Source organism: Bacillus sp. MBGLi79, assembly GCF_002953915.1.
Genome location: NZ_CP026521.1, coordinates 2,218,587 through 2,231,179, shown reverse-complemented (window position 1 = coordinate 2,231,179; position 12,593 = coordinate 2,218,587). Strand labels below are relative to the sequence as shown.

Below are 12,593 nucleotides of genomic sequence, written 5' to 3'. Positions count from 1 at the left end.
ATCAAAATTATTCTGGCACTACCCCTTCTCCTGAAACTATTGATCTTGAAGAAAGGGAAGGAATTGCATTCGGATACTTACATAGCTTCCATAAAGAAAGTGGGCCATATATAGTTAACGCTTCTAATCGTTATCGAGACGGCAGAATACCCGATAAAGTAATACCGATTGCCGATGACGTGTTTGGCAATGAAATCTGCTTCGTTTTTCCTCGCTTGGCTTTTTTATTTCAATAATGCTTCAAGTTTCACTCGGTCTTAGGTCCATAAATCCATCAACAGAAAGCCCATGCGTTAACTGGAACCGTTTAACCGCGTTTGCTGTTTTCGGTCCATAAACGCCGTTGATGCCGTTATTCTTCGCCCCTTTGTCCCGGTAGAAATAAAGAGCCGCCAGCACTTTTTGAATCTGTCTTACGTCATTCCCTTTTCGCATACGGCTTGTGACTTTATAGATGCCAGAAGGCAGCACATATGTCGTTTTTTTTGTTGCTTGGTTTAGTGCTTAAAGTGGTTGAGCCTGCGAGCTTTAACTTTTGTCCAACTGTGATTTTATTCGGGTCTTTAATGTTATTCCAGCTCTGAAGGTTTGCCACACCTACCCCATGCTCTTTTGCAATTGTGGAAAGAGTATCGCCTTTTTTAACTGTGTAAGTGCCCCCGGAAGCTTTAGATGCAGATGATGACGGTTTAGAAGTTGTATTCCCTCCCAAAGCCTTCAATTCTGCTTCGATGGCAGCCTTAACCTCGTCCCCTCTTCCCTCTGACAAAATACGGTGCGGACAATACTTGCCGTTCCAGTCTTGATATTTGCGGACACGATCCGTTCTTTAAGCAGCTGCGCCACAAATTTAATAGCCAGCTTTTCTGACGCGTCGTTTGCCGTGTTGTGAATGGTGATGCATTCAGCGTCCATGTGATTCGGGCATCCAAACCGTATTTAGCTTCTGATACAAGATTCTTTTTCACTTTGATTGTCATAAGTGTTCTCTCCTTTATTTTTGATATAGAAAAAGCCGCCGGGTTACCCAGCAGCCTGTTCATCTTTTTCGTTTGTTTGTTCGTTGTCACTTTCGATTACGTGAAGACGATCAGTAATGGCAGGCGGAATCTTAACGCCAATCTGTGCAAGGTTCTCCGTAATGGAAAGTCCCTCATTAAAAGAACGGTTCCAAATGTCAGGACACCGTTCAGATTGAGGATTGTATCTACGATATTTGCCACAATTGGAGTTAGATTCATAACTTCAAATTTTTTTGGTCTTATTTTGGTCAAGGACCAAAAAATATCGATCTTTTAATCTTATGACCAAAATTTAAAAATCCCCTGACACCAATAGTGCCAAGGGATTGAGAGATTAATACTGAGACATATACTGTTCGCGCTCCCAAGGATGAACTTGTGTGCGGAACATATCCCATTCGATTTCTTTTGCTTCGATGAAGTGTTCGAATAGGTGCTCGCCCAGCGCTTTGACCATGACTTCGTTTGATTTGAATTCTTCTAGTGCTTCTGCAAGTGTTGCTGGAAGGTCAACGATTCCGTTTTCCATGCGCTCTTCTTTGCTCATTACATAGATGTTGCGGTCGATTGGAGCTGGCGCTTCAAGTTTGTTTTTGATTCCGTCTAATCCTGCAGCAAGCAATACGCTAAGTGCAAGGTACGGGTTAGCAGCTGGGTCTACGCTGCGTACTTCAACACGTGTGCTGATGCCGCGAGAAGCCGGGATACGGATAAGCGGGCTTCTGTTTTGCGCGCTCCATGCTACATAACAAGGTGCTTCATAGCCAGGAACAAGACGTTTGTAAGAGTTTACTGTCGGGTTTGTTACTGCTGTAAAGCTTGTTGCGTGCTTCACGATACCTGCAATGAAGTGTTTCGCTGTTTCACTTAACTGAAGATCTGCGTTTTCGTCAAAGAATGCGTTAACACCATTTTTGAAGAGTGATAGATTGCAGTGCATACCTGAACCGTTCACACCGAACAATGGTTTTGGCATAAATGTCGCATGCAGGCCGTGTTTGCGGGCAATTGTTTTGACAACTAGTTTAAATGTTTGGATGTCATCACAAGAGCGGACTGCTCCAGCATATTTAAAGTCGATTTCGTGCTGACCAGGTGCTACTTCGTGGTGAGACGCTTCGATTTCAAAGCCCATCTCTTCAAGCTCAAGCACGATATCGCGGCGGCAGTTTTCTCCTAAGTCAGTTGGAGCTAAGTCGAAATATCCGCCTTTGTCGTTTAGTTCAAGCGTTGGCTCGCCTTTTTCGTCTAATTTGAATAAGAAGAATTCAGGCTCAGGTCCAAGGTTAAAATCGCTGAAGCCGAGGTCTTCCATTTCTTTCAGAATCCGTTTTAAGTTGTTTCGCGGGTCACCTTCGAAAGGTGTGCCATCCGGATTATAAATATCACAGATGAAACGTGCTACTTTACCTTTTTCAGCTGTCCATGGGAAGATAACAAATGTATTTAGATCTGGATACAGGTACATGTCTGACTCTTCGATACGAACGAATCCCTCAATAGAAGAACCGTCAAACATGACTTTATTATCAAGCGCTTTTCCAAGCTGGCTTACAGGAATCTCAACATTCTTGATTGTTCCAAGAATGTCAGTAAATTGAAGACGGATATACTTCACGTTTTCTTCTTTTACTAATGTTTCGATATCTTCTCTAGTGTACTTTGCCATTTGGTAAAATTCCTCCTCTTAAAAGGTAAATGTATATAGCAAAACAGTTGCTAACGGATTAATGAAAGAAGCGGGACATGTCGCCTTGACGGAATGTATTCCCTCTTTGAAAACGGCCGGCTTGCATAAGCTCGTTTTTCAGGAGCTGTCTCAGTTCGTCATCAGACAGATCATGTTTCATTGGTTTTTTCGTCTTCTCATTTTGTTTCTTCTCCGGCTCGGCTTCCGCCTTCGCCAGAATCTGTTTAATTCCTGCCATGTTTACACCTTGTTCTATCAGGTGCTTGATTTCTAACAGTTTATCTACATCATGAAATGAAAATAATCGTCTATTCCCTTCACTTCTGGCTGGAAATATCAGTCCATTTTCCTCATAATATCGAATTTGTCTTGCTGATAACTCCGTTAACTGCATGACAATTCCTATTGGAAATAAAGGCATTGAGCGGCGAATATTATCACTCATCTCAATTTCCTCCTTTTCTTAACTTAGTTTCATTATAGGTGATGTTATATTTTGTGTCAATACGATGTAAGGATTCTTAACATCAAATTAAGAGAAATTTTTAAAAAATTTAAATTAATTGCTTTTCCATCAATGAGTCTACCGCACTGCATATGGCATTCTTCACATGCGAATAGGTTAATCCTCCCTGAACATACGCTACATACGGCGGGCGAATAGGGCCATCAGCTGATAATTCGATGCTTGCTCCTTGAATAAATGTGCCTGCTGCCATAATGACATCATCCTCGTATCCCGGCATATAGGCCGGATAAGGCGTCACATGGGCATTGATTGGCGATGCAAATTGAATAGCCTGGCAAAAAGCAATCATCTTTTCTCTGTCAGAAAACTCAACGGATTGTATTAAATCCGTTCTTTTCGCATCCCATTTCGGGTTTGAAGTGAAGCCGAGTTTTTCAAGAAATCTCGCTGTAAACACCGCTCCCTTTAGACTTTGAGACACAACGTGAGGGGCCAAAAAGAATCCTTGATACATTTCTTGGAGCGAGTAAAGAGACGCCCCTGCTTCTCTGCCGATGCCAGGTGACGTCATACGGTATGAGCAAGCTTCAATCCATTTCGCTTTTCCAACAAGGTAACCGCCTGTTTTCGCAAGACCGCCGCCGGGATTTTTAATAAGAGATCCAGCCATCAGGTCGGCTCCGACATGGCAAGGCTCAAGCTCTTCCACAAATTCTCCGTAACAGTTGTCCACAAAGACGATCAAGTTTTCATTGATTTCTTTTACAAAACGGATCATTTCTTTTATTTCACTAATTAAGAAAGAAGGGCGATTCGCATACCCTTTTGAGCGCTGAATGCCGATTACTTTAGTCTTCGGATTGATCGCAGCGGCGACTGCATCGTAGTCTACCCTTCCGTCTTCCGTCAGATCAACCGCATTGTAGCCGATTTGAAAATCCTTTAATGATCCAGCGTTTTCTCCGCCTCTGACGCCCACAATTTCCTCTAGCGTATCATACGGCTTGCCCGTTATATAAAGGAGCTCGTCCCCCGGTCTGAGGACACCGAACAAAGCAATCGAGATGGCATGTGTGCCTGAAATGATTTGCGGCCTTACAAGCCCCGCTTCTCCGCCAAACACATCCGCATATATGCTTTCAAGCGTGTCTCTTCCGATATCATCGTAGCCGTATCCAGTAGACGGCGTGAAATGAGTGTCGCTTACTTTGTGTTTTCTATAGCTTTGAAGCACTCTCCATTCATTGCGCTCGCTGATTTCTTCTATTTGTTTATGAACGCCGGCAATGTCCGCTTCCACTTCCATTGCCGTTTTTTTCAGTAATTCTCCGTGTGTTAATGTGTCAAACATGTCTTTATATTTCCTTCCTACATATACTTCTTTAATTCACCGATGATACTTTGCTCTTCTTGGACATAGCCCGATATGTCATACCGTTCATTTTCTTCATTAAAATAGAAGCGGTCTACCATCGTTTCCGATTTGATTCTGGAAAGGAGCTTCCCTTCACCTGCCGGCACATGTGCTTCAAAAGACGTTAACAGCTCTTTGCGCAAATAGCGCTGAAGCGCTTCTTTAAAGGTTTCAGCGTCGTCCTCAAATTTCGCACTGACCATAATATGATCCCTTCCGGCGGACGGTATAAAATCAGGCAGTCTTTGATCACGTTTATTGTAAGCCGTGAGCATCGGGATATCGTCTGCTTCAAGTTCCTCAAGCAGACGAAGGACTGTTTTTTCATGTCCCACATAATCCTCATTTGAAGAATCAATTAAATGCAGGATCAAATCCGCTTCTTTTACTTCCTCAAGCGTTGACCGGAATGCAGCAATCAATGTCGTTGGAAGATCCTGAATAAATCCTACTGTATCTGAAAGAAGAACACTGTAGCCGCTTGGCAGGACCATTTTTCTGGTCATCGGGTCCAGCGTGGCAAACAGGAGGTCTTCTTCATAGCTGTCAGCACTCGTCAGGCGGTTGAACCATGTTGATTTCCCCGCGTTTGTATAGCCGACAAGCGCAATTTGAAGCACACCGTTTTTCTTTCTTCTTTCTCGGTATCGGCTTCTATGACGAATGACAGTTGAAAGCTGTGTGTTGATTTCATGAATGCGATTTCTGATATGGCGGCGGTCGGTCTCCAATTTCGTTTCCCCGGGACCTCTGGCACCAATTCCTCCGCCTTGCCGGGAGAGGTTGATCCCTTGTCCCGTCAGACGCGGCAGTGCATATTGCAGCTGAGCCAGCTCAATTTGAAGTTTGCCTTCTCTTGTTCTCGCCCGCTTTGCGAAAATATCTAATATCAATTGCGTGCGGTCAATCATCTTCACTTCGATTGCTGTTGCCAATGACTTTAGCTGGCTTGGCGACAGTTCATCATTAAAAATGAGGAGATCAGCTTCAAGCTCTTCCACCAGCGCCTTCAGCTCTTCTACCTTCCCTTTTCCTATATATGTAGCGGCGTCAGCCCTGTTCCGTTTTTGCGTGACGCTGGTCAACACTTTTCCGTCTGCTGTTTTTGTCAGAGAGGCTAGCTCTTCCATAGAATTTTCAAAATGCTCATCCGTGATATGCGGCAGCTGACATCCGACTAAAATGGCTTTCTCCTGAATCGTTTCTTGTTCGTTCAAATGGATGTTCCTTTCTTTTGCATATTGGGCAGTAGTATTATCATACCAAACCCTGCATGTGTATACCACAAATCGATTGCTTTGAAAAGCAGAAATACAAGCAAAAAACAGACCTCTCAAAAACTGAGAGGTCTATGCAGATCCAGATGCTTCTTCTTTAATGGAAAGATCTTGGCTTTTGATTGTCATCAAGTCGCTTTTTAAGTATTGGTCTCCCATTAAAAGCCTCATGGCTTGTGCTCTGATCGATTTTTCGATCACATTTCTGACAAAACGTCCATTGCTGAATTTAATGGGACTTGTCGTGCTTTTCACTGTCATTAAGTAATCTTTTAATTTCCATTCCGCTTCTTGACTGAGCTGGTATTCCCTTTCATCAATCATTCGTTTCGCAATCTCCATGAGCTGGGTCACAGAATAATCCGGAAAATCAATGGAGATGGGAAATCTTGATTGGAGACCCGGGTTTAGCGAGAGGAAATGATCCATTTCCCGAGAATATCCGGCGAGTATCAAAATAAACTCATGCTGTTTGTCTTCCATATGTTTTACAAGTGTGTCGATCGCTTCTTTTCCAAAGTCCTTTTCGCCGCCTCTTGCCAGCGAGTAGGCTTCGTCTATAAACAAAATGCCGCCTAATGACTTTTTGATTAAATCTCTCGTCTTTTGGGCGGTGTGTCCAATATATTCCCCGACCAGATCAGCCCGCTCTGCTTCGATTAAGTGGCCTTTTGAGAGGACATTCATTTCAAAGAAAAGCTTGCCGATCAGCCGTGCAACCGTCGTTTTTCCCGTTCCCGGATTTCCTTTAAACATCATGTGCAGCGCTTGTTTTCCCACCTTCAAGCCTTGCTCCGCGCGTTTTTGGTTCACAAAAATCCAGGCGTATATTTCCTTGATGTTGCGTTTCATTTCCTCCATGCCAACTAATGCGCTCATCTCTTTTTCAATTTCCTTCAAAATGCCGTGCTTTGCTTCGTTTTTTTGCAATGCAGCCTGATATTCCGCCTCTGCCTCAGCATTCGTCAGCACCTGCTTTTGCCCGTTCAGAATAATGTTGATCTGTCCGTTGTTTTTATAAGTCACAGCGCGCTCCAACATCTTCACCTCTCTGTTCTCTCTATATGATATTCAAGCGGATGCCGATTGTGACAAACGCCTATCATGTGTCGAATCAATTGCTTTTTTCGGGAACGATAAGGAATCCTGCGCTTTCCCGAGAAATACTTTATTTCTTATTGTATTCACGGACATGGGGTGGACAAACCATGAGATTTTGTTTTTAATCATTTTATTAGAGTAATATATACTTTTCTCCCTTCACGTTGAGAAACACGGGCTGTTTTTTGTGCAAAGCGCATCATCCGGCCGAAGATCCCTGCGAAGGTGTTTTCCTTTTCTTCTAATGATATCTTTCATGACCGTTCCTTTTTTCAAAATGAACGGCGCTCTCATATCTAAATGCATGCTTTTAAAATGAAAGCACAGCTTAAAACCAGCAGGAATCAGTGCAGATAGAATCGAACCCATAATACTCACTAACATCTGACATATGCACATATTTCATTTCAGACCGTATCAGTTGTCGCTTCATGTTGAATTGTGCGCTTTCCCGAGAAATAATTTCCGGATGTTGAAGGGGTATTTCCTCATTTTTCAGATAAATGATAATCGTACAAGCAGAAGCCGTGTTTTTTCATATCCTGTAATGAGGTGATGAAGAATGGTTAAAATTTTTATTGATCCTGGCCATGGCGGGTCTGATCCTGGCGCAACAGGAAATGGCCTTCAAGAAAAAACGGTAACTCTGCAAATCGCTTTTGCCTTACGTACGATATTGACTAATGAATATGAAGGTATTTCTTTGCTGCTGAGCCGGACAAGCGACCAATATGTCAGCTTAAATGACCGCACATCTGCCGCAAATAACTGGGGAGCAGATTTCTTTTTGTCCATTCACGTTAATTCCGGTGGAGGCACAGGTTTTGAAAGCTATATTTATCCAGGTGTAGGTGCCCCAACGACGTCTTATCAATCGTCAATTCACTCTGAAGTGATACAAGCTGTCGACTTTGCCGATCGCGGCAAAAAAACAGCCAACTTCCACGTCCTAAGGGAGTCGGCCATGCCTGCCCTATTGACCGAAAACGGCTTCCTTGATACCGTTGCCGATGCAAACAAACTGAAAACAAGCAGCTTTATTCAAAGCTTAGCAAGAGGGCATGCAAACGGGCTGGAGCAAGCCTTTAACCTTAAAAAGACTTCCAGCACAGGGTTATATAAGGTTCAAATCGGTGCATTTAAAGTCAAAGCGAATGCGGACTCGCTGGCAAGGAGCGCCGAAGCTAAAGGGTTTGACTCGATTGTCCTTTTAAAGGATGGATTATACAAAGTGCAGATTGGCGCATTTTCATCCAAAGACAATGCGGACACTCTCGCTGCCAGAGCGAGAAATGCCGGCTTTGACGCTATTGTGATTCTGGAATCATAGTCGAGACAGGGACGAGCGCCTCATAAAAAAACCCGGCTCCTCATCACGAGAAACCGGGTTTTTTTATACGAGAATATCAACAACAAACTGTGACCATGTTTCCAGACGGTTATAGATATCACTCTGTTTTAATTCAGAAACTTTCATCCATTTACCCGCAATTTGGTCTTTCTCCTTCACTTCCACTTGTGCGCCGGGCTTCAATTGAAGCGCAGAAAGAATACCGATATGCACTTTACCGACACTGTTTTCATCATCATTGATCAATCCCAGTGTGACAATCGCCTGTTTATCTTCTTCATTTATTTGCAGTTCTTCCTCAAGCTCACGGTCTGTGTTCAGCTTTAAGACTTCAGCAAATGAAGCTGCCTCTTCGATGGCGTTCATATGGCCGCCAAAGCCGAGAGAAAGCCTGTTGTGCAGGCGTGATTCACCACCGCCGGCCAGCCGCTCGTAAAGGAAGACTTCATCTTCGCGCTTGATGACGACATAAGGTATCGGCTGCTTGAAACGCGGATCTTCTTCTGCGTCCCCTCTTCTCATTTCACGATAGGCTGCTTCAATCTGAGCCATGATTTCTGCTACTCTGCTATCTTCACTGTACACGCCCTGGAAGGTTAAGCTTTCTTTCTTAAACACATCATCACGCGGGGCGACTAAAATCATTTCGTCCATTTTTCCCATGGGTACTGCGTCCTCCTCATTTAACCTTCAAGCCGAAAAGAGCAGATATTATATCTGCTCTTTTTCATCTTCAAAATAAAAGTCATCATCTTTGAGCGGCTCAACTGTCGCTTTTTTATAACCGTTCCCCTTCATGGAGAAGAAGTCATGCGATTTTGTTTTTGTATTTAATCCGTTTAAAACGATCGGATTAATGTCTTCCTCTTCGAAGTATGGATCAAATCCAAGGTTCATGAGCGCTTTATTTGCATTATAGCGGATGAATTTCTTTACATCGTGTGAGAGTCCGACTTGATCGTACAAGTCCTCTGTATACTCAAGCTCATTTTCATATAACTCATTCAGAAGGTCGATCGCAAATTCACGAAGCTCTGCTTTTTTCTCTTCTGTCTGTTTATTATAAATTTCCTGAGCTAGGAGACCGACATATACGCCGTGAATCGCTTCATCACGAAGAATCAGGTTAATGATCTCACCGCTTTGCATCAGTTTTCCTTGTCCGTAGAAATATAACGGATAATAGAAGCCGCTGTAGAAAAGGAAGCTTTCCAAATAGACGGAAGCAACCATCGCTTTGAACAGTGATATTTCATCATCTTTTTGAATGGCTTTGTAAAGCCCGACAATCATTTGCGCTTTTTTCTGCAAATATTTATTTTGTTTAACCCATTCGAATACTTCGTTGATCGTTTCAGTCGGTGCAAGGGTCATGAAGATATTAGAGTACGATTTCGCATGGACAGCGTTCTCCATCATCGCCATAAAGTTCAGCACCGCTTTCCGCTGGTGGCCGTCTACGTGTTCAGCCACGATCGGCATCCCCGTATTCCCCTGCTCTGTATCAAGAAGCGTAAGTCCTGCAAGTACCTTCATATAAGTGTCCTGCTCATTTTTTCCGAGGTACTTCCATGTGAGGAGATCGCCGTTTAAAGCAATCTCTTCCGGAAGCCAGAACTGTTTCACGTTTTGGTTATAGAACATTTGGGTAAAATCGTCTTCATGCTTTGACCAGTTTGCTGCGTCATAAATTTTTGTCACTATAAACTCTCCTTTAATCAAACAACACAAGAAAGGCAGCTGTCTTGCCCAGTATCTTTCGTTCTTGCATAGTAAATGGTTTTAATTCCTCTATGATGTGCATACAGATCGATTCGGTTTAAATCACGGGTCGTCATTGTGTCTTTTAAGAACAATGTGAAGCTGATGCCCTGATCAATGTGCTGTTGGATAGTCGCGATCATATCCACAACCTTGAACATGTCCATATCGTAGGCTTCTTTATAGAAGAACCAGTTATTAGATGCAAGCCCAGGCATTGGGTAATACGTTTTTGAGTTGCCGTATGTTCTTTCTTCAATTCGTTCCATAATCGGCATAACAGACGCCGTACTTGATTGCACGTATGAGATAGAGCCTGTCGGCGCAATGCATAATCTGTAGCTGTGATACATACCGTGTTCAGCGACAAATGCTTTTAGCTGTTTCCAATCCTCTGTCGTCGGGATATGCATACCTTCAAACAGATTGGCGATTTTTTCGTATTTCGGCGAGAAATCAGCGGAAACGTATTTGTCGAAGTATTCACCCGTTGCATAGGTTGAGCCTTCATATTGATCAAACGTTTCGCCTTTCTCTTTTGCAATTTCCGCAGAACGCTGGATGGAGTAGAAGTTCACCATCATAAAGAACGTGTTTGCAAAGTCACGCGCTTCCGGGCTTTCATATGCAATACCGTTTTGCGCAAGGTAGCCGTGAAGGTTCATAGCGCCTAGACCGATTGATTTCATCGCTTTGTTTGCCCGTCTTACAGCAGGCGCATTACGGATGTCAGTCGTTTCAGACACATGTGTTAAAGAGTCTGTCGCAAGCTTGACTGTTTTTTCGATTGACTTATGCTCCATAACGTTGAGGATGTTAAGTGAGCCTAGGTTACAGGAAATATCCAAACCGATTTCATCTTCTTCATCATAGTCTGTGTATGAAGAAACTTGAGATGCCTGCAGCACTTCAGAGCAAAGGTTAGAAAATTTCACCTTGGAAATATGGTTATTCGCATGCACTTTGTTCACGTTATCTTGGAACATGATGTATGGATAGCCTGATTCAGAACGAAGCATCGCCAGTTTTTCAAGCAGTTTCCGCGGGTTGATTTTTTCCTTTTTGACCCGAGGGTTGTCGACAAATTTGTCGTACATTTCGTTCATGTCCATCTCATCCATGTGCTGGCCGTACTCTTTATAAATCGTGTGCGGATAGAATACATAAGCCGCTTTGTCCTCACGTGCAAGCTCAACGAACTTATCCGGAATGACAACACCGATAGAAAGCGTTTTGACACGCACATCTTCATCCGCAGAAATCTTTTTCGTATCAAGAAAATCATTGATATCGCGGTGGAAAATGTTTAAGTACGCCGCGCCGGACCCTTGTCTTTGCCCCATTTGGTCAGCGTAACGGAACGCGTTATCAAGAAGCTTCATGACGCCTACAACGCCTTTTGTCGCATTTTCAACATCTTTAATGGCTTCACCTTTCGCACGGAGCTTGGACAGGTTAAGAGAAACCCCGCCGCCCAGCTTAGAAAGCTGCATGGAGATATCGATCGCTCTTGAGATATCGTTTAAGGAATCATTGACTTCCAGCAAGAAGCAGCTGACAAGTTCTCCGCGGCGTTTTCTGCCGGCATTCAAAAATGTCGGTGTGCTCGGCTGATATTCCTGATTGATCATCAGGTTCACATATTCTTTTGCTTTCTCAGTGTCGCCGTTGGCGAAGAACAGCGCAACAATTGAGATCCGGTCCTCATAACGCTCGAGGATTTTTTTCTTGTCATTCGTTTTCAAAGCATAGTCATTATAGAATTTAAACGCACTCATGAAGGAAGGAAAACGAAACTTCTTAGCGTAAGCTGTCTTAAACACTTCTTTAATGTCTTCAAAAGAATAAAGGCTTAAGAATTCCTCTTCGTAGTATTGGTTTTCAATCAAATAATCCAGCTTCTCTTTTAAATCGTGAAAGAAAACTGTGTTTTGATTGATATAGTCTACAAAATAGCTATGTACAGCCTCTTTATCCTTATCAAACTGGAATTTTCCATCTTTTTGGATCATGATTTCGTTATTTAACTGGATCCATTTTGGCACTTGATTTTGTGACAACTCTTTCTACCTCCTGAGTAAACAATTCAACGTCTTTAGATGTGCCGCTGAGTTCAAATTTGTGCAAGATCGGCACCTGATATTGTCTAGAAATGGTATCGGCGCTTTTTGCAAAGTTATCGCCCCATACTTTATTGCCGCTCGCAGCGACTCCTAATAAGAGATGGGCGTATTTTTCGAGAAATGATTGTGTTGATGCCGGTACCTGACCGAAGTTTGTCGTGTAGGTGACCAAAACAAACGGAGTGTCCACGTGGTCTATTTCGTCCACCTTGCGTATCTGCTGAAAGCCTATTTTATTCACAAACCGCTGAACATTCCCTGTTTTCGAATCAAATATGATTTGTACCACGTTTTATCACGACCTATCAAAAAATATGAATCTCTCATCACTAACACTATATATAGTATACTACCCTCTAGTAAAAACACAATATATAGATTCGTT

The 12,593-nt window shown here is 43.0% G+C and carries 11 protein-coding genes and 3 pseudogenes; 2 read left to right on the top strand and 12 right to left on the bottom strand.

Annotated elements, in window-relative coordinates:
- Positions 1–236 (top strand): annotated as a pseudogene (locus C1T29_RS24795) (hypothetical protein); the annotation flags it as partial.
- A 4-nt stretch (positions 237–240) separates the two neighbouring features.
- Here the strand turns inward: C1T29_RS24795 and C1T29_RS24790 are convergent.
- From C1T29_RS24790 to spoVK, 8 genes and pseudogenes are all read right to left on the bottom strand, one after another.
- Positions 241–435 carry a peptidoglycan-binding domain-containing protein gene (locus C1T29_RS24790; RefSeq protein ID WP_269321170.1) on the bottom strand — a complete coding sequence of 65 codons (195 nt, stop codon included), beginning with the start codon at positions 433–435 and terminating at the stop codon, positions 241–243.
- A gap of 79 nt (positions 436–514) precedes the next feature.
- A pseudogene (locus C1T29_RS24785) lies at positions 515–980 on the bottom strand (LysM peptidoglycan-binding domain-containing protein); the annotation flags it as partial.
- 43 nt (positions 981–1,023) lie between these two features.
- Positions 1,024–1,226 (bottom strand): annotated as a pseudogene (locus tag C1T29_RS11075) (phage holin family protein); the annotation flags it as partial.
- Between the two features lie 130 nt (positions 1,227–1,356).
- Positions 1,357–2,691: a type I glutamate--ammonia ligase gene (glnA, locus tag C1T29_RS11070; protein WP_014664076.1), complete on the bottom strand. Its 1,335-nt coding sequence runs from the start codon at positions 2,689–2,691 to the stop codon at positions 1,357–1,359.
- 58 nt (positions 2,692–2,749) lie between these two features.
- Positions 2,750–3,157 carry a transcriptional repressor GlnR gene (glnR, locus tag C1T29_RS11065; RefSeq protein WP_014664075.1) on the bottom strand — a complete coding sequence of 136 codons (408 nt, stop codon included), beginning with the start codon at positions 3,155–3,157 and terminating at the stop codon, positions 2,750–2,752.
- Between the two features lie 109 nt (positions 3,158–3,266).
- A complete protein-coding gene (locus C1T29_RS11060; RefSeq protein ID WP_095432825.1) occupies positions 3,267–4,532 on the bottom strand; it encodes a methionine gamma-lyase family protein in 1,266 nt (421 codons plus the stop codon).
- A 17-nt stretch (positions 4,533–4,549) separates the two neighbouring features.
- On the bottom strand, positions 4,550–5,812 hold the full coding sequence (gene hflX / locus C1T29_RS11055) for a GTPase HflX (protein ID WP_095432824.1): 1,263 nt from the start codon (positions 5,810–5,812) through the stop codon (positions 4,550–4,552).
- Positions 5,813–5,944: 132 nt separating this feature from the next.
- Positions 5,945–6,913 (bottom strand): stage V sporulation protein K, encoded by a 969-nt coding sequence (spoVK, locus tag C1T29_RS11050; protein WP_003231746.1) that lies wholly within the window; start codon positions 6,911–6,913, stop codon positions 5,945–5,947.
- Positions 6,914–7,535: 622 nt separating this feature from the next.
- On the opposite strand from spoVK, the gene cwlC reads away from it, so the two are divergent.
- A complete protein-coding gene (gene cwlC / locus C1T29_RS11045; RefSeq protein ID WP_095432822.1) occupies positions 7,536–8,303 on the top strand; it encodes a sporulation-specific N-acetylmuramoyl-L-alanine amidase in 768 nt (255 codons plus the stop codon).
- Between the two features lie 63 nt (positions 8,304–8,366).
- On the opposite strand, the gene C1T29_RS11040 is transcribed toward cwlC, so the two are convergent.
- From C1T29_RS11040 to nrdI, 4 genes are read right to left on the bottom strand one after another with little or no spacing between them, the layout of a single operon-like run.
- Positions 8,367–8,987, bottom strand: coding sequence for a hypothetical protein (locus C1T29_RS11040; protein WP_095432821.1), 621 nt, complete (start codon positions 8,985–8,987; stop codon positions 8,367–8,369).
- Between the two features lie 48 nt (positions 8,988–9,035).
- Positions 9,036–10,025 carry a class 1b ribonucleoside-diphosphate reductase subunit beta gene (nrdF, locus tag C1T29_RS11035; RefSeq protein ID WP_014664066.1) on the bottom strand — a complete coding sequence of 330 codons (990 nt, stop codon included), beginning with the start codon at positions 10,023–10,025 and terminating at the stop codon, positions 9,036–9,038.
- A 17-nt stretch (positions 10,026–10,042) separates the two neighbouring features.
- The gene (gene nrdE / locus C1T29_RS11030; protein WP_095432820.1) at positions 10,043–12,145 is read right to left on the bottom strand and encodes a class 1b ribonucleoside-diphosphate reductase subunit alpha; all 2,103 of its coding nucleotides are present in this window, start codon (positions 12,143–12,145) and stop codon (positions 10,043–10,045) included.
- Positions 12,105–12,497, bottom strand: coding sequence for a class Ib ribonucleoside-diphosphate reductase assembly flavoprotein NrdI (nrdI, locus tag C1T29_RS11025; protein WP_040083097.1), 393 nt, complete (start codon positions 12,495–12,497; stop codon positions 12,105–12,107). Before nrdI ends, nrdE begins: the two co-directional genes overlap by 41 nt.
- Between the last annotated feature and the right edge of the window lie 96 nt (positions 12,498–12,593).

Coding starts and splice junctions, on each gene's coding strand:
- C1T29_RS24790 (WP_269321170.1), bottom strand. CDS start 435: ATGCGAAAAGGGAATGACGTAAGACAGATTCAAAAAGTGCTGGCGGCT.
- glnA (WP_014664076.1), bottom strand. CDS start 2,691: ATGGCAAAGTACACTAGAGAAGATATCGAAACATTAGTAAAAGAAGAA.
- glnR (WP_014664075.1), bottom strand. CDS start 3,157: ATGAGTGATAATATTCGCCGCTCAATGCCTTTATTTCCAATAGGAATT.
- C1T29_RS11060 (WP_095432825.1), bottom strand. CDS start 4,532: ATGTTTGACACATTAACACACGGAGAATTACTGAAAAAAACGGCAATG.
- spoVK (WP_003231746.1), bottom strand. CDS start 6,913: ATGTTGGAGCGCGCTGTGACTTATAAAAACAACGGACAGATCAACATT.
- cwlC (WP_095432822.1), top strand. CDS start 7,536: ATGGTTAAAATTTTTATTGATCCTGGCCATGGCGGGTCTGATCCTGGC.
- C1T29_RS11040 (WP_095432821.1), bottom strand. CDS start 8,987: ATGGGAAAAATGGACGAAATGATTTTAGTCGCCCCGCGTGATGATGTG.